The following is a 16,420-nucleotide window of genomic DNA, read 5'->3' on the forward strand; positions in this document are numbered from 1 at the left end:
AGGTCCGCAAGCCCTTCCTTGCAGATCGGTGCCGCTACAAAGCCTCAAATGACCAGCTTGAGGTGACTGGATAAAACTAGACCCGCAGCGCCGCGCAGAGCCGTATGGCCTTCGCCGATACCATTCACCGTGATCGATATCTCCTGACCAGGTCTCTTCACCACCAGTTGCTCGACATGCTGCCTGATCAGCTCTGCTGCCTTCATTCCGCCTCCGGCGACGTCTCCATGAAGGACGTAGGAGTTGAGGGAGAGTGTTTGCTGCAGATTGACGATGCCGAAAGCTACGTTCCGCGTATAACGGTCGAGAAGCTCCTCTGCCGCCTTCGAGCCTTCGTCTGCTTCCTTGACAAGCCTGGCACAGGTGACGCTCTTGGGATGCGGAAAGCTCAATCGGGCGGCTTCCTTTCGTAACCAAGGAAGGGCAGCGACGGTCTCCCAGCAGCCGTGCTTTCCGCAATTGCAAAGGGCACCATCGATCTGCACCACGCTGTGACCGAGCTCACCGCCGGATCCGGCGAGTCCACGATAGACCTTGCCGTCGATGAAGAAGGCGCCGCCGAGAACCTCGCCAGTATAGACTGCTGCGAAATTTTGTTGGCCGCGACCGGGTCCGAACCATCTGTCCCCAACAAGCAAGGCACGGGGGTGGTGATCGATGACAACCGGAAGAGAGAAGCGTTCTTGTAGTATTGCTACGAGGGGAAGTCCCGTTAGAACGGGAGCAAGGTTGACGGTAAGAATGGTTCCATTGTCACTGTCGATCATTCCAGCAGAGGCCACGCCAATGCCGAAAGGCGCCTGCTGGGCCTGAGACAGTGTGGCGGTAAGCGTCTCCGTCATGACCGCGATGAATGCTTCTGTGTCGCCATGCGTATCAAACTCAGCTTTCGCAACGGCCTTGATCTCACCGGTTAGCGCCACGAGGCATGTTTGTATCGTACCGGGCAGAAGGAGGACTGCGCCAAGCATCGGTGCATCGGGGTTAAAATAAAGCGGACGAGCCGGCTTGCCGCCTTTGACGTCGGAAGGTGACGCATCTCCCTCAACAAGAAGCTGGTCTTCGATCATCGGCTGCACAATACCGGTTATCGTGGTCCGGTTGACACCTGCAAGTCGAGCGAGATCTGCCCGGCTTTTGGGTCCGTTATCATATAAGGCCTGAAGGACGCGACCGCGGTTTATCGCGCCAAGTGCCGATTGGGAGACAAGTGTCACGTTGCCGCCGTTCTCGCCGGCGGCGACTTCTCTGCTGGCAGGGGTCCGCTGGCCCAACGAATAGGACGGCTGGCTCTCAAACTTCAATTCTCTTCTCCAATCTACCGGACCCTTTTAGCCCGTACATTATCGAACGGCCATACAGCACAAGGCCCTTTCCGGTGATGCAAGCAGGACGTCTATGACAACCGCGGTACTGCGCGGAAATTTTCGCCGCGACAACTTCTTGACACTAACATAAGTTTGTGCGAGGTACAAACTAACTGCTTACAAAAAGCACATTAGGGGTAACAATCTCAGTATCGACAAGCGGAAGCCCAAGGCTGCGCTGAAGGGCCGGGGTTGGGATACGAAGCAACTGAGGAGGCTGTTTATGACAATCGATATCGGAAATATGTCGCGACGTGACCTGCTGAAAAGCGCTTCCGTCGCAGCTCTTGTGGCTGGCGCGGGATCATTGGCCATTCCACGGAGGGGTGCCGCGCAGGATGCGAACACGGTGCGCGTCCTGTCCGTTGAAGACCCATTCTTTTTCTCAATGAAGGCGCTGGTGCCAGAATACGAGAGGGAAACCGGCATCAAGGTGGAACTGGAAAGCCTCTCGTATGACGCCCTGCAATCGCGCCTCGTCTCTGCCTTTGTCGCCAAAACCTCAGACGCCGACGTCATCGTTGTGGATCAGATGTGGCTCGGGCAGTACCTCGACAATGGCTGGATCATCGCGCTGAATGATTTTATTGCCAAGGACAACGAATTCGATCTCTCAGACTTCATCCCGGAGGTCCTCTACTCCTCGAATATGTGGCGCGGCCAGGTCGGCACATTGCCGGTCGCCGCCTATGCCCAGGGGGTTATGTACCGCAAGGACGTCTTTGACGAACTCGGCATTGCAGCACCGCCGACCGAGACATCGGAAGGCTGGACCTGGACGAAATACGTTGACACCCTGAAGTCGATGGAAGGCAAATCATTTGGCGGCAAGCCGCTCTTCCCAACCGTCGTTTGCGGTTCCCAGCCGTCGCCGATCGTCCACATGTTTACGCAGGTCTCAGCAAGCCACGGGGCGAACTGGTTCAAATCGTTCCCGGCCGCTCCGTGGGATTTCTCCCCGCAACTGACAAGCCCCGCCTGGATCAAGTCTGTCGAAGTCTACAGGCAGCTCTACAAGTTGTCTCCGCCTGAAGCCATCAATTATGTCTGGTTCGACGCCGGCACCCGTTTCGCCAAGGGCGACATCGGCATGTTCTACTGGTGGACCCCGTACTTCTATCTGATCAAGAATTCCGGCTACATGACCGGCAAGAAGTCGGACGTAATGGAGAAGTATGCAACCGCAGCCTTACCGAAAGCTGAGGGCGTGCCTCAGACGGTCAGCCTCGGCGGCTGGAGCCTTGGCATCCCGTCCAGTTCCGAAAGGCAAGAGGCAGGCTACGCCTTCATCAAATGGGCGACCTCGAAGGCCACGCAGAAGAAAATGGCTCTTTGGCCGGACCTCAACTACCAGTTCTCCGACTTTGCGCGCGTTTCGCTCTATCAAGACGAGGAAGTCAAGGCGATCTATCCCTACCTCGATGTGCAGTATGCGATGATGAAGCAGGGCAACGGCAAGGTCACACGCCCACCTGTACCTGGTTACACGGCTGTCGAAAGCGTGTTGGGTCTCACATTGAACCAGCTTCTGACCGGCAACGAGGAGCCGAAGACCGGCCTCGAGCGCGCCAACAGCCTGTTCGAGAGCATCCTGAAGGGCAATCTCATGATCCCTTATCAAAAGGACAGCTACGCGGATTCTCTTGATGGGGCCAAAGCCCTGATCGCCAAGAAGTAACAGGGTTCTCCTCGGGCCGGCGCGACAGCGATCGCGCCGGCATCCACTTGAAGAAGAACTGGATCTGGCAATGCACACGACAACTGTTCGCTCTCCGCGAGCCTTCGGGCCTGCCCGGAAGAGCTTTATCCGACGAAACCTGCCCTACTTTCTGATCGCGCCTTCGGTCGTGATGCTGCTCGCGCTCATCGCCTATCCTTTGCTGTTTGCCCTCAGATCGAGCTTCTACTTCTGGAACCTGCAAATCGGCCCGGAACCGCTCCAGTTCGTTGGGTTCGAAAATTATGTGCAGGCCTTCAACGCATTCGACTTTCGCGCCGCGCTCACCAACACCCTGATCCTGTCGATCCTTGGCACGGCACTTGAGTTCACATTCGGCCTGGCGATCGCGCTCATTCTGCTCAAGGCCTTGCCTGGCATGAACATCGTGCGGGCCCTGCTGATCCTGCCCACAACGATCGCACCCATCGTCGTCGGCTTTTTGTTCCGCTACCTCTATGATCCCGGCGGTGGACTGTTGAGTTGGCTGTTGCAGTCGCTCTGGCTCCCCGTTCCAGCAGAGGGAATTCTTGGCTCGCCATCGACTGCACTCGCGGCCATCCTCTTCGTCGACATCTGGCAGTGGACGCCGTTCTTTGCAATCGTTCTCTATGCGAGCCTTTTGGCCGTGCCCGACGAGATTTTGGAGGCCGCACGCCTGGATCGCGCGTCTGCATGGACGATCCTGATGCGGATCAAGCTGCCGCTGATCAAACGCACCGCAATCATTATCGTCATGCTGCGCTTCATGCAGATCTTCAACACCTTCGACACGGTGCTTGTGCTCACCCGCGGCGGACCGGGCACGTCGACGCGCACCCTTGGATACTCTCTCTACGAACAGGGCCTTGTGAACTTCAACATCGGTCTGGTCAGCGCCATGACCTGGATCACCGTATTGATCGTCAACGTCATCGTTGCCCTCTACGTCTTCTTCGCGTTCCGAAACGAGGAGTGGTAAAATGTCCCGGCGCCACACGAGCTTCAACACGGCACTCACCTACGCCGCCGGCCTCCTCTTCCTGGCAATCTTCGTCGGTCCGATCCTCTGGTTCATCGCCCTTGCGATCCGGCCGGCCGAGACGGCGTTCGCCATGCCGCCGCAACTCACATTCGAGCCCAATCTCGACGCATTCCGGCACATCCTCGTCGATCCGGGCACCAATGCGCGGCAACTGGTCAACAGCCTCATCGTCGCGATTGGTGCTGTGCTACTCAATCTGCCCTTTTCGGTTCCTGCGGCCTATGCGTTGTCCCGTTTCAAGCTCCGCGGCAAGAAGAACATCATGTTGTGGTATCTCGGGCTGTTGATGGCCCCGCCGGTCGCATTCCTGATCCCTTATTTCATCCTCATCACGCGCATCGGTCTGCAGGGTTCCTATTTCTCCATGATCCTGGTCCTGCAGACGCTGACGATCCCGTTTTCCGTCTGGTTGATGAAGAGTTTCATCGATGAAGTGCCGGTGGAACTGGAGGAGGCTGCCCGGGTCGACGGCGCCCGCTGGTACACGATCATGTTGCGGATCACGCTGCCCATCGTACGTCCCGGCATCATTGTCACGTCGATGTTCGCCTTCGTGTTCGCATGGAACAATGCCGCTTTTCCGCTGGTGCTGAGCTCACGCTCGACCGCCACTCTTCCGATCGGAACACTTGGATATTTCGCAACGAGCGGAGTGACCTGGAACTACATCGCCGCCGCAGCAGTGCTCGCGATGATACCTCCGATGATCATCTTCCTTGTTTTCGATCGATACGTCGTACGAGGCCTCACCTTTGGTTCGGTGAAGGGCTGAGCTTCCCTTTATGAATGGAGTAATGAAATGAGCAGACTGCGAATGGGCGTCATTGGCGCCGGTCTTTGGGGCGGCAATCACGCCCACACCTTTAATGTCTTGCCGGAGACCGAGCTGGTCGGCGTCTGCGACCTCGATGAGGGCAGGGCGCTGAAGATGAAGGAAACCTACGGCGCAACGCGGGCCTTCACCGATTATCAGAAGCTGATCTCCAGCGATCAGATCGATGCGATCTCGGTTGCGACACCCGACTTTACCCACACGCCGATAATCCTCGCCGCTCTGAAAGCTGACAAACACGTGTTGAGCGAAAAGCCGCTTGCGACGACGGTGAGTGAAGCCGAGGAAATTGCGGCGGCTGCCGCAAAATCCAAGGGCAAGCTGATGATTGATTTCCACAACCGTGTAAATCCCATCCTCGCCCAGGTTCGCGACATGATCCAGGACGGTCAGATCGGCTTGGCCAAACACGGGACCGCGCGTCTTTCGAATACGACATTCGTTCCGTTCGAAATGCTGAGCTGGGCTGCAAAGTCTTCGGCACTCTGGTTCCTGGGCAGCCACCTCGTTGATGTCCTGCGTTTCATTCTCGCAGACGAGGTCGTGCGTGTTTACTCCGTCGCCCGCTCTGGGACACTGTCTGCCGGCGGCGTGGATACGAAAGACTTCCATGCGTCGATCCTTGAATTTTCCAAGGGCACGGTCGTGACCATGGAGAACAGCTGGATCCTGTCGCGCGACAATCCCTCGCTCGTCGATTTCAAGGTCGAGTTCGTTGGTGAAAAGGGCCAGATCCAGGCAGACCCGACCCATAGCGGCGGCCTGCGCCGTATCGTCGACGGCGGACTGAAATACAATGACTATATCGGCATAACGCCCACCGGCGCGACGCGTATCGGCGGCTTTGTCCTGGAGTCCATTGCTCGCTTTGTCGATAGCGTCGTGCGTGACGCTCCGCTGCTGGCAGATGCGCAGGACGGCCTGGCAAACACCAAGATCCTGGCCGCCATCGAGGAATCCGTTGCGACCGGCAAGGCTGTGAACATCGGATAAAGCCGGAACCAAAGGCGCGGGGCATGTCCGCATAACAGTTCGGCTTGCCTCGCCCAAAAATACTGGGAGTAGATAAAAATGGCGTCCATGACCTTTGATGGGATAGGCAAGACCTTTCCGGACGGAACCGTTGCTGTTGCGAATGTAAGTTTTTCGGTCGCGGACGGAGAATTCGTCGTGTTGGTCGGCCCGTCGGGTTGTGGCAAGTCAACTTTATTGCGGATGGCTGCGGGTCTTGAAACGCTCAACAGCGGTCGGCTGCTCATGGATGACGCCGATGTCACCGAGACCGAGCCACAGGACCGGGATATTGCGATGGTTTTTCAGAACTACGCGCTTTACCCTCATATGACTGTTTACGACAACATGGCTTTTGGCTTGCAGCAGCGCAAAATGCCCAAGGACAAGATTGACAAGCTGGTGCGCGATGCAGCCGAAATGCTTGATCTCGCGCGCTATCTCGAGCGCAAACCGGGGGCATTGTCTGGTGGTCAACGCCAACGCGTGGCGATGGGTCGAGCGATCGTTCGCCATCCCATGGCCTTCTTGATGGACGAACCTCTTTCCAACCTGGATGCCAAGCTCCGCGTGCAGATGCGCGGTGAACTGAAGCTGCTTAATCAGCGGCTCGGCGTCACAACCCTTTATGTGACCCACGATCAGGTCGAGGCTATGACCATGGGCGATCGCGTGGCTGTGCTGAAGCCGGTGTTTAACGGACAGGAGAGTAATCTTCAGCAGATCGACACGCCGCAGAAGCTTTACGACAAGCCGTCCAATCTGTTCGTCGCGGGGTTCATCGGTTCGCCCGCCATGAATTTCGTACGCATCGAGCTGACAGCGGAAGCCGGGACGCTGAAAGCTGCGATTACCGGGACGAATATATCCTTCTCCATCCCCGCCCAGCCAGCATTGTCGGTCTTTGCCGGGCGACAAGTCATTGTTGGAATTCGCCCGGAGATGTTCAAGGTTTGTCCCGAGGCCGAGGCGTTGTTCAATGAGCAGATCCCGGTTGCCGAAGCGCTTGGAGCCGACACTTTCGTGTTTTTCGACATCGCCTCACCGCCGGTCAATATCAACGATGCTGAGGATACCGAAGACTTTCCCAATAAGGGTAAGAACCGGCTTGTGGCGCGTATACCACCGGCGCTGACACCTCGACCCAATCAGGTGCTGCCATTGACAGTCGACCTGGAGAAATTGCACTGGTTCGACCCAGTAACGGGGGCTGCGATCCGCGACTGACAGAACGTGCACGAAATATCGCCAGCTGGGGTTTCAACTCTTTTCTCCTGCCCTCCCAGGCAACTTGGCTGTCGTCGATTACGAGGTCGGCGGCAGCCATTTTTTTAAAACTCGAGACATCAAACCATCAGAATCTGAACATCCATCCGCCGTAAGTGACACCGAGCTTAGAGGAGTGGCCCGTGAAACACATTTCCATTGTCGGTAAGTTCTTTATCATCATGGCCGTCTTTGGCGTCATGGCACTCGGTCTGACGTTCTATCAGAGCCGGCAAATGTTGAAAGTTAACGACAGCTATCAGGAGCTTCTCGACAAAGATGCATCTGCAGCACTTCGCTTGACCCAGTCGAACCGAAGTCTGGAAATAGCGCGTGCCAGCATCAGCGACATGGTGATGACGCGGTCGAAAGAGGCGAGGGCGCGCGCAGAATTTGGCTTGAATGACGCACGAGAAAACTTCGTCAGGTTCATGGATCTGGCGATCGCTGCCGTTCCTGAGCAGAGCGAACTGCCGAAATTGAAGGCCGATGGATTCTCCGTCCTGACCGATACGTGTGGTGCAGCCATCGCAGTTGGTCGCGGCGCAACTAGTGAAGCCGAGCTTGCCATGGTGCAGCAACTCTATCTCACTCTTTGCCAACCCGCCTTTGCTGCCATCTCACCGAGATTCACATCCGTCACGGAAAAACTCGCTTCGGACGCAGAGCAAAAGCGTGCTGACGTTTCAAGCGTTGTCCGTGACACGTCCGTGCTGAGTTTGGGAACAGCTATTGCGGCACTCTTCGCTGTCTCGTGTTTCGGCTTTCTCGCAATTCGCGCCTGGTTGGTCAAACCGATCAAGCAGATGGTTACGACGATGAAGGTCATAGCCGACGGCGATCTCACTTCGACTGTCGAGGGAACGATTCGCCGCGACGAGATCGGATCGATGGCCCGGGCAGTACAGATCTTCAAGGACAACGAATTAAGGGCGCGCGATCTCGGAAAGGATGCAGAGACAAGTCGTGGCGCAAATGAGATTGAACGTGCGCGTCTCGCCGAGACCGAGCGTCAGCGAGCGCGGGATATGGCGGAGGCAACGTCCGGGCTTGCAGAGGGCCTAAGGCATCTCGCCGACGGGAACCTCGTGTTCAGCCTCGACGACAAGTTCGCCGAGGACTTCGAACCGTTGCGGGCGAACTTCAATGCTGCTGTTGCCCAACTCGCTGAGAGCTTGAGAGCTGTGTCGAACGCAACTGAATCGATAGATGATGGCGCTCAGGAAATCAGTTTGAGCGCGCAGGACCTGTCACGCCGCACAGAGCATCAGGCTGCTTCACTGGAGCAAACCGCCGCCGCGCTGGATCAAATTACCCAGAACGTCGCCAGTTCCTCAAAGCGCACAGCGGAGGCGCGACATGTTGCGATCGAGGCAAACAAGTCGGCGCGCCACTCCGGGGAAGTGGTCTCCAGCGCTGTCGCGGCAATGCAACGCATCGAACGGTCATCCTCGCGGATCTCCAGTATTGTCGGGGTCATCGACGAAATCGCGTTTCAGACCAATCTTCTGGCGCTCAACGCAGGCGTCGAGGCGGCACGATCCGGCGAGGCAGGAAAAGGTTTCGCAGTGGTTGCCCAGGAGGTGCGGGAGCTTGCTCAACGCTCTGCGCATGCAGCAAAAGAGATCAAGGATCTTATCCTCAATTCGGTTGATGAGGTCAGCAGTGGCGTCAAGCTGGTCCGCGATACCGGCGAGGCGCTCAAGATCATCGTGGACCAGATAGTCCTGATCAACACTCAGCTTGATGCCGTCACCGCCGCTTCCAACGAGCAGTCCGCAACCCTTTTTGAGGTCAACCGGACAGTCAATCAAATGGATCAGGTTACGCAGCAAAATGCAGCCATGTCCGAGGAATCCACGGCTGCAAGTACGGCACTTGCCATCGAGGTAAAACAGTTGCGCGGGATTGTGGCGGAGTTTCAGATTGACGCGGGCGACAAGCTGCATGGCAGCGTCATTCTCTTCGATAGAGAGCCACCCGCCGCGATGACGCTGACACAGGCCGACAAAGACCCTTTTGACGCTCCCCGTAAAGTCGGTTCATCCGTCAAAGGTGGATAGCAAAATAGCCTTCACTGATAAAATCGGCGAGTGCGGCTTGTAATAAAAGCGATGGGTAATGTCCGGTATTACAGGCGACCCGCCTTGAACCCTTCCTTTATTTGTATGCTAATGGCCAAGGCAGACCGTCAGTTGCCCTAGACGCCCATCTTTTTCTACGACCGGCCTTGGGCCGGCGTTCCGTCTATCTCGCCAAGATCGCAGCCGGCTTCGACGATGAACATTTTGTATAACGACGGATTGCTTCAAGGAGCCTCGATGAGAACGTTCGACTTTTATTTCGACTATCGCAGTCCCTACAGCTTCCTGGCCCTGTCCCAGGTTCGCAAGATGGATGTCGAGATCGCCTTCCATCCTTTAGAAATCGGGGACCTGATGAAACAGGTGGGGAACGTGCCAACGAGCATCACCTGCGCACCCAAGGGTCGCTATGTGATGACCGATATTCAGCGGTGGGCGGTCCATTATGGGGTATCGCTTAACTGGCACCCCCAGCTGTTGGAGATCGATGCCAGCCGGCTATTGCGCGCCACGCTGGTGGCTGGGCAACTGGGCGCTATGCCCACGGCGGTAGAAGCGATCTTCAACGCGATACGGTCGGCTCCGGCACCGCTGGCGACGGCAGCAGAGGTCGCCGCCGTGCTGGGCGCCGCCAGTCTCGACGCCGAGGAACTTGCAGAGCGAATGGACGAGCCGGCGGCGCAGGACCTGCTGGACGAGGCAACCGCAAACGCGGTGTCGCGCGGCGTTTTTGGCGCGCCGACCCTATTCGTGGGTGACGAGATGTTCTTCGGCAATGACCGCCTGCACTTCATGCAGGGTCATCTGGCGCGCGCCGCATGAACCCGCTCGTTATCATCACCGGGGTGGGGCCAGGTACCGGCTCGGCAATGGTTCGGCGGTTCCATGACGGCGGCTACCAGGTCGCCATGCTAGCCCGCACAGCCGAACGCTTGAGCGATCTTGAGAGCGAACTTCCAAACGCTTTTGCAGTCCCCTGCGATGTGGCCGACCCTGCAGCGCTCGCAGCCGCCCTTGAAACCATCGAGCAACGCGCCGGCGCACCCAAGGTGGTGATCCACAACGCCGTGGGCGGGGCCTTCGGCAATTTCCTCGACATCGAACCGGAAGTCCTTCAGCAGAATTTCCAGATCAACGTCATGGCACTGCTACAACTGGCCAGGTGGGCTGCACCGCGAATGGAGGTGGCAGGGGGCGGCGCCTTGCTGGTGACTGGCAACACCGCGGCATACCGCGGCAAGGCCGCCTTTGCCGGCTTTGCGCCAAGCAAGGCGGCGCAACGCGTTCTGACGGAGTGCATTGCCCGCGAGATGGGCCCGCGGGGTGTACATGCGTCCTTCATGATGATCGACGCGGTTATCGACTTGCCTTGGACCCGCGCGCGGTTCGCGGACAAACCAGATGACTTTTTCATACGGCCATCAGACATCGCCGAAGAGGTCTGGCACGTCACCCATCAGCCGCGTTCGGCCTGGTCGTTCTTGACGGAATTGCGGCCCTTCCGCGAGCCTTGGTGACCGGAGGGCTCAGCATCAGGTAGGGAGCTGCAGACCGGTACAGGCAAGGCGATGACAAAGTCTACAAGTGACGTCGCCATTGTCTGCTTGATGCGCCGAGTTCAATCCCGCTTATCCGGTTCTCTTGCCGCCGCCATCCTCAAGGTAAACATTAAATATCAACTATTTACCGCGAAATTTGAGGGTCATTTTCGAACTGGTCCGCTTCTTGCAGCACTCATGACAGAGCCGGGATGTCATCCTGAGCGATGTGATGGGGATGGGATTGCTGGAGGAGCAAGATGGCAACTGCCGAGACTTTTTATGACGTCATTCGCCGCCAGGGGATAACCCGGCGCAGTTTCACCAAGTTCTGCAGCCTGACGGCCGCGAGCCTCGGTTTCGGCCCGGGTGCGGCGACCGCTATGGCGGAGGCGCTTGAGACCAAGGAACGTGTTCCGGTCATCTGGATGCATGGCCTCGAATGCACCTGCTGTTCGGAGAGCTTCATCCGATCGGCCCATCCGTTGGTCAAGGACGTCGTGCTGTCGATGATCTCGCTTGACTATGACGATACGATCATGGCCGCGGCCGGCCACCAGGCAGAGTCGATCCTTGCGGAGACCAAAGAGAAGTACAAGGGCAAGTACATCCTCGCCGTCGAGGGCAATCCGCCGCTCAACGAGGGTGGCATGTTCTGCATCGACGGTGGCAAGCCTTTCGTCGAGAAGCTGAAATGGATGGCCGAGGACGCCATGGCGATCATCGCCTGGGGCGCCTGCGCCTCCTGGGGCTGTGTCCAGGCGGCCAAGCCGAACCCGACCCAGGCGACGCCGATCGACAAGGTCGTCCTCGACAAGCCGATCATCAAGGTCCCAGGTTGTCCGCCGATCGCCGAGGTGATGACTGGCGTCGTCACCTTCATCACCACCTTCGGCAAGCTCCCCGAACTCGACCGGCAGGGCCGGCCGAAGATGTTCTATTCGCAGCGCATCCACGACAAGTGCTATCGCCGTCCGCATTTCGACGCCGGTCAGTTCGTCGAGGAGTGGGACGACGAGGGCGCGCGCAAGGGCTACTGTCTCTACAAGATGGGCTGCAAGGGCCCGACTACCTACAACGCCTGCTCAACCGTGCGCTGGAACGGCGGCGTTTCCTTCCCGATCCAGTCGGGCCACGGCTGCATCGGCTGCTCGGAGGATGGCTTCTGGGACAATGGCAGCTTCTATGACCGGCTGACCAACATCCACCAGTTCGGCATCGAGGCCAACGCCGACAAGGTCGGCATGACCGCCGCCGGTGTCGTGGGCGGCGCGATCGCGGCACATGCCGCGGTGACCGCCGTCAAGCGCTTGACCACCAAGCGCGAAAAAGCTGACGCTTAACATTCTGGGCGGGAAACACCATCATGACGATTCAAACTCCGAACGGCTTCACGCTGGACAATTCCGGCAAGCGCATCGTCGTCGATCCCGTCACCCGCATCGAAGGTCACATGCGGGTCGAGGTCAATGTCGATGAGAACAACATCATCCGCAACGCGGTGTCGACCGGCACGATGTGGCGCGGCATCGAAGTGATCCTGAAGAATCGGGACCCGCGCGATGCCTGGGCTTTCACCGAGCGCATCTGCGGCGTCTGCACGGGAACGCATGCGCTGACCTCGGTGCGCGCGGTCGAAAACGCGCTCGGCATCACCATTCCGGACAATGCCAATTCGATACGCAACCTGATGCAGCTCGCGCTTCAGGTCCATGACCACGTGGTGCATTTCTATCACCTCCATGCGCTTGACTGGGTCGATGTGGTCTCGGCGCTCTCAGCCGATCCGAAGGCAACCTCGGCGCTCGCACAGTCGATATCCGACTGGCCACTCTCGTCGCCGGGCTATTTCAAGGACATCCAGACGCGGCTCAAGAAATTTGTCGAGTCGGGCCAGCTCGGTCCGTTTAAGAATGGCTACTGGGGCAACGCATCCTACAAATTGCCGCCCGAGGCCAACCTGATGGCGGTGGCGCACTATCTCGAGGCGCTCGACTTCCAGAAGGAGATCGTCAAGATCCACACGATCTTCGGCGGCAAGAACCCGCACCCGAACTGGCTCGTCGGCGGCGTGCCCTGTCCGATCAACGTCGATGGCACCGGTGCCGTCGGCGCGATCAACATGGAACGGCTGAACATGGTCACCTCGATCATCGACCAACTGATCGAGTTCAACGACAAGGTCTATGTCCCCGACATCATGGCCATCGGCTCGTTCTATAAGGACTGGCTCTATGGCGGCGGTCTCTCGGGCAAGAACGTGCTTGCCTATGGCGACGTGCCGGAACATGCCAATGATTATTCGGAGGCGAGCCTCAAGCTACCGCGCGGCGCGATCATCAACGGCAACCTCGCGGAAGTCTTCCCCGTCGATCATGCAGATCCCGAGCAGATCCAGGAATTCGTCACCCACTCCTGGTACAAGTATCCCGACGAGTCCAAGGGCCTGCATCCCTGGGATGGCATCACGGAGCCGCATTACGAACTCGGCCCCAACGCCAAGGGCACCAAGACGAACATCGAGCAGCTCGACGAGGGCGCCAAATATTCGTGGATCAAGGCGCCGCGCTGGCGCGGCAATGCCATGGAAGTCGGGCCGCTGGCGCGCTGGGTGATCGGCTATGCTCAAAACAAGGCCGAGTTCAAGGACCCGGTTGATAAGGTGCTGAAGGACCTCGGCCTGCCGGTTACGGCGCTCTTCTCGACGCTTGGCCGCACGGCGGCCCGCGCGCTGGAATCGCAGTGGGCGGGTTACCAGATGCGCTATTTCCAGAACAAGCTGATCGCCAACATCAAGGCCGGAGACTCGAACACCGCCTTTGTCGACAAGTGGAAGCCGGAAACCTGGCCGAAGGAGGTCAAGGGTGTCGGCTTCACCGAGGCGCCACGCGGCGCGCTCGCGCACTGGATCAGGATCAAGGACGGCAAGATCGACAACTACCAGTGCGTTGTCCCCACCACCTGGAATGGTAGCCCGCGCGACCCGACCGGCAATATCGGCGCCTTCGAGGCGTCGCTGATGGATACGCCGATGTCCAATCCCACCCAGCCGCTCGAAATCCTCAGGACCATCCATTCCTTCGATCCGTGCTTGGCGTGCTCGACGCATGTCATGAGCCCGGATGGGCAAGAAATGGCCAGGGTCCGGGTCCGATAAGGGAGGTTCGGTCATGACTATCCACGAAACACTCGCCGCCGACGCCCATGGCGAAAAGGCCATCGAGCGCCAGAGCGTCTATGTCTACGAGGCTCCGGTGCGCATCTGGCACTGGATCAACGCCTTCTCGATTCTTACGCTCGCGCTGACCGGCTACTTCATCGGCTCGCCGCTTCCTTCCGTGCCCGGCGAGGCGAGCGCCAACTTCCTGATGGGCTATATCCGTTTCATCCACTTCGCGGCGGGGCAGCTCCTCGCCGTGTTCCTGATCCTCAGGGTCTACTGGGCCTTCGTCGGCAACGTCCATGCCCGGCAGATCTTCTACGTGCCGTTCTGGAGCGGCCGTTTCTGGAAGGAATGGCTGCATGAGGTGGGCTGGTATACATTTCTGGTGCGGCAGCCGAAGAAATATGTCGGCCACAATCCGCTCCCCCAGTTCACCATGTTCCTGATGTTCACTTTGCCGCTCTTGTTCATGGCGATCACCGGCTTTGCACTCTATAGCGAAGGTGCCGGCCGCGACAGTTGGGAATATTCGCTCTTCGGCTGGGTGTTCTCGATCTGGCCGAACAGCCAGGACATCCACACTTACCACCATCTCGGCATGTGGGTGATCCTCGTCTTCGTGATGGTCCACATCTATGTGGCGGTGCGCGAGGACATTATGAGCCGGCAGAGCATCATCTCGTCGATGATCTCGGGTGAACGGCTCTTCAAGGACAGGGAGGATTAGATGACCATCCCGTATCCCCTGGGACCTCCGCCGGCGCCTCGTATTCTCGTGCTTGGCATCGGCAATATCCTCTGGGCCGACGAGGGTTTTGGCGTGCGCGCGGTCGAGGCGTTCCACAAAGCCTATGAACTGTCCGACAATGTCACCATTCTCGATGGCGGCACGCAGGGGCTCTATCTCGTGCAGTTCGTCAACGAGCACGACCGGCTGATCGTCTTCGATGCGATCGACTACGGCCTCGAGCCGGGCACGATGAAGGTGGTGGAAGACGACGAAGTGCCGAAATTCACCGGCGCCAAGAAGATGAGCCTGCACCAGACCGGCTTCCAGGAGGTGCTGAGTGCCGCCGACTTCATGGGGCACTATCCGGAGCGGTTGACCCTGATTGGCTGCCAGCCACTCGATCTCGAGGATTGGGGTGGCCCGCTGACGGCGCCGGTCAGGGGAGTCATACCCGCGGCCATCGAAACGGCGGTCCGAGTATTGAGAAGCTGGGGTGTCGCCGTCACGGCGCGCCCGGAAGGCGCGGCGGTTCCGCCGCTCCTCGAACACGATATCGATTTCGAACGTTACGAGCGCCGTGCCGAACCGGCCGCGTTGAACTGCTGAGGAGGACATCCATGAAGTATAGTAAGATTACGACGACGCTCGCCGCGCTGGCGCTACCGAGCATCGCCCACGCCCATGTCGGGCTGCACGCCGATGGCACGCTTGCGGGTCTCAACCATCCGTTCAGCGGCCTCGATCATATCCTGGCGATGGTCGCGGTCGGCTTCTGGGCCTCGACGCTGGGCGGCAAGGCCGTCTGGATCGTGCCCTCCGCCTTCGTCATCGTCATGGCCGGTGGCGGCGTCCTGGGTATCGAGGGTATCGCGCTGCCGATGGTCGAAACTGCATTCGCGCTGACCGTGGCGATGCTCGGCTTGCTGGTGGCCTTCGAGGTGAAGATTCCCACCCCGGTGGCCGCGATCGTCGTCGGCATATGCGCGCTCTTCCACGGCCACGTCCATGGCATCGAGTTGCCGACAATGTCAAACGCGACGGGCTACGTGGCGGGCTTCCTGGCTGCGACGGTCATCCTGCACGTCCTCGGCATCGGGCTGGCTTCGCTGAGGTTCGGCAAAGCCGGACAGGTGGTCGCGCGGGTGGCCGGCGGGGCCGTCGCCCTGGCCGGCGCGGCACTGCTGGTCGGCCGAATCACTCCCAAGGCTGAGGCCTTCCGTGAGCCGCGTGGGCACCCCTGCTCCGTCGTGGCTCCCGATTTCACTAGATTCGGACGGAGATAGAGCGTCATGTGCATCGGCATTCCCATGCGGGTCGTCGTCGGCAGCGAGTTCATCGCGCAATGCGAGCGCCATGGCGCGATCTCCTCGATTTCCCTGATGCTGGTCGGCCCGCAGGCGCCCGGAACCCATCTGCTCACCCATCTCGGCTCGGCCATCCGCGTGCTCGATGCCGACGAGGCCCGCGCAATCGACGACGCGCTCGCCGGACTTGCCGAAGCGGTGGAGGGAAGAGCCTTCGATATGCTCTTCGCCGATCTCATTTCCCGCGAGCCGGAATTGCCGCCGCATTTGCGCGGCGAGTGAAAAGAGAACTTCCAAAATGGAATTTGAGTTTCCACCCAGATGTTGGCGATATTTTCCTCTAGCGAAAATTTCCCTTCCAGATCAATGGAATCCTACTTTCCT

Annotated in this window: 15 protein-coding genes; 14 read left to right on the forward strand and 1 reads right to left on the reverse strand. The window is 58.8% G+C overall.

Annotation, left to right across the window (positions count from 1 at the left end):
* Positions 1 to 44 precede the first annotated feature (44 nt).
* Positions 45 to 1,304 carry an ROK family transcriptional regulator gene (locus J3P73_RS35225; RefSeq protein WP_018517037.1) on the reverse strand — a complete coding sequence of 420 codons (1,260 nt, stop codon included), beginning with the start codon at positions 1,302 to 1,304 and terminating at the stop codon, positions 45 to 47.
* A 286-nt stretch (positions 1,305 to 1,590) separates the two neighbouring features.
* Here J3P73_RS35225 and J3P73_RS35230 point away from each other — a divergent pair, with 286 nt between their 5' ends.
* The 14 genes from J3P73_RS35230 (at position 1,591) to J3P73_RS35295 (ending at position 16,318) form a co-directional block, all read left to right on the forward strand.
* On the forward strand, positions 1,591 to 3,045 hold the full coding sequence (locus J3P73_RS35230; RefSeq protein WP_168575419.1) for an ABC transporter substrate-binding protein: 1,455 nt from the start codon (positions 1,591 to 1,593) through the stop codon (positions 3,043 to 3,045).
* A gap of 70 nt (positions 3,046 to 3,115) precedes the next feature.
* Positions 3,116 to 4,045 (forward strand): carbohydrate ABC transporter permease, encoded by a 930-nt coding sequence (locus J3P73_RS35235; RefSeq protein WP_018517039.1) that lies wholly within the window; start codon positions 3,116 to 3,118, stop codon positions 4,043 to 4,045.
* Position 4,046: 1 nt separating this feature from the next.
* The gene (locus tag J3P73_RS35240) at positions 4,047 to 4,880 is read left to right on the forward strand and encodes a carbohydrate ABC transporter permease (protein WP_207580378.1); all 834 of its coding nucleotides are present in this window, start codon (positions 4,047 to 4,049) and stop codon (positions 4,878 to 4,880) included.
* Positions 4,881 to 4,907: 27 nt separating this feature from the next.
* Entirely contained in the window at positions 4,908 to 5,933 is a 1,026-nt protein-coding gene (locus tag J3P73_RS35245) for a Gfo/Idh/MocA family protein (protein ID WP_028756217.1), read from the forward strand.
* A 78-nt stretch (positions 5,934 to 6,011) separates the two neighbouring features.
* Positions 6,012 to 7,178 carry an ABC transporter ATP-binding protein gene (locus J3P73_RS35250; RefSeq protein WP_018517042.1) on the forward strand — a complete coding sequence of 389 codons (1,167 nt, stop codon included), beginning with the start codon at positions 6,012 to 6,014 and terminating at the stop codon, positions 7,176 to 7,178.
* 182 nt (positions 7,179 to 7,360) lie between these two features.
* A complete protein-coding gene (locus J3P73_RS35255) occupies positions 7,361 to 9,280 on the forward strand; it encodes a methyl-accepting chemotaxis protein (RefSeq protein ID WP_050566336.1) in 1,920 nt (639 codons plus the stop codon).
* A 258-nt stretch (positions 9,281 to 9,538) separates the two neighbouring features.
* Positions 9,539 to 10,123 carry a 2-hydroxychromene-2-carboxylate isomerase gene (locus J3P73_RS35260; RefSeq protein ID WP_207580379.1) on the forward strand — a complete coding sequence of 195 codons (585 nt, stop codon included), beginning with the start codon at positions 9,539 to 9,541 and terminating at the stop codon, positions 10,121 to 10,123.
* Positions 10,120 to 10,818, forward strand: a complete 699-nt coding sequence (locus J3P73_RS35265) for an SDR family NAD(P)-dependent oxidoreductase (protein ID WP_065284337.1) — start codon at positions 10,120 to 10,122, stop codon at positions 10,816 to 10,818. The genes J3P73_RS35260 and J3P73_RS35265 overlap by 4 nt, the downstream gene beginning before the upstream one ends.
* Before the next feature lie 281 nt (positions 10,819 to 11,099).
* On the forward strand, positions 11,100 to 12,182 hold the full coding sequence (locus J3P73_RS35270; protein WP_207580380.1) for a hydrogenase small subunit: 1,083 nt from the start codon (positions 11,100 to 11,102) through the stop codon (positions 12,180 to 12,182).
* A gap of 23 nt (positions 12,183 to 12,205) precedes the next feature.
* The gene (locus tag J3P73_RS35275) at positions 12,206 to 13,996 is read left to right on the forward strand and encodes a nickel-dependent hydrogenase large subunit (RefSeq protein WP_207580381.1); all 1,791 of its coding nucleotides are present in this window, start codon (positions 12,206 to 12,208) and stop codon (positions 13,994 to 13,996) included.
* Positions 13,997 to 14,009: 13 nt separating this feature from the next.
* Complete coding sequence (cybH, locus tag J3P73_RS35280; protein WP_018517047.1) at positions 14,010 to 14,729, forward strand: Ni/Fe-hydrogenase, b-type cytochrome subunit; 720 nt, start codon at positions 14,010 to 14,012, stop codon at positions 14,727 to 14,729.
* Positions 14,730 to 15,338 carry a HyaD/HybD family hydrogenase maturation endopeptidase gene (locus J3P73_RS35285; RefSeq protein ID WP_018517048.1) on the forward strand — a complete coding sequence of 203 codons (609 nt, stop codon included), beginning with the start codon at positions 14,730 to 14,732 and terminating at the stop codon, positions 15,336 to 15,338.
* Between the two features lie 11 nt (positions 15,339 to 15,349).
* Complete coding sequence (locus J3P73_RS35290) at positions 15,350 to 16,015, forward strand: HupE/UreJ family protein (RefSeq protein WP_245002807.1); 666 nt, start codon at positions 15,350 to 15,352, stop codon at positions 16,013 to 16,015.
* Positions 16,016 to 16,021: 6 nt separating this feature from the next.
* Entirely contained in the window at positions 16,022 to 16,318 is a 297-nt protein-coding gene (locus tag J3P73_RS35295) for a HypC/HybG/HupF family hydrogenase formation chaperone (protein WP_018517050.1), read from the forward strand.
* The last annotated feature ends 102 nt before the right edge of the window (positions 16,319 to 16,420 follow it).

Source organism: Rhizobium ruizarguesonis (assembly GCF_017357285.1).
GTDB lineage: Bacteria > Pseudomonadota > Alphaproteobacteria > Rhizobiales > Rhizobiaceae > Rhizobium > Rhizobium ruizarguesonis.

Coding starts and splice junctions, on each gene's coding strand:
- J3P73_RS35265 (WP_065284337.1), top strand. CDS start 10,120: ATGAACCCGCTCGTTATCATCACCGGGGTGGGGCCAGGTACCGGCTCG.
- J3P73_RS35230 (WP_168575419.1), top strand. CDS start 1,591: ATGACAATCGATATCGGAAATATGTCGCGACGTGACCTGCTGAAAAGC.
- J3P73_RS35235 (WP_018517039.1), top strand. CDS start 3,116: ATGCACACGACAACTGTTCGCTCTCCGCGAGCCTTCGGGCCTGCCCGG.
- J3P73_RS35295 (WP_018517050.1), top strand. CDS start 16,022: ATGTGCATCGGCATTCCCATGCGGGTCGTCGTCGGCAGCGAGTTCATC.
- J3P73_RS35250 (WP_018517042.1), top strand. CDS start 6,012: ATGGCGTCCATGACCTTTGATGGGATAGGCAAGACCTTTCCGGACGGA.
- J3P73_RS35245 (WP_028756217.1), top strand. CDS start 4,908: ATGAGCAGACTGCGAATGGGCGTCATTGGCGCCGGTCTTTGGGGCGGC.
- J3P73_RS35260 (WP_207580379.1), top strand. CDS start 9,539: ATGAGAACGTTCGACTTTTATTTCGACTATCGCAGTCCCTACAGCTTC.
- J3P73_RS35290 (WP_245002807.1), top strand. CDS start 15,350: ATGAAGTATAGTAAGATTACGACGACGCTCGCCGCGCTGGCGCTACCG.
- J3P73_RS35270 (WP_207580380.1), top strand. CDS start 11,100: ATGGCAACTGCCGAGACTTTTTATGACGTCATTCGCCGCCAGGGGATA.
- cybH (WP_018517047.1), top strand. CDS start 14,010: ATGACTATCCACGAAACACTCGCCGCCGACGCCCATGGCGAAAAGGCC.
- J3P73_RS35275 (WP_207580381.1), top strand. CDS start 12,206: ATGACGATTCAAACTCCGAACGGCTTCACGCTGGACAATTCCGGCAAG.
- J3P73_RS35240 (WP_207580378.1), top strand. CDS start 4,047: ATGTCCCGGCGCCACACGAGCTTCAACACGGCACTCACCTACGCCGCC.
- J3P73_RS35285 (WP_018517048.1), top strand. CDS start 14,730: ATGACCATCCCGTATCCCCTGGGACCTCCGCCGGCGCCTCGTATTCTC.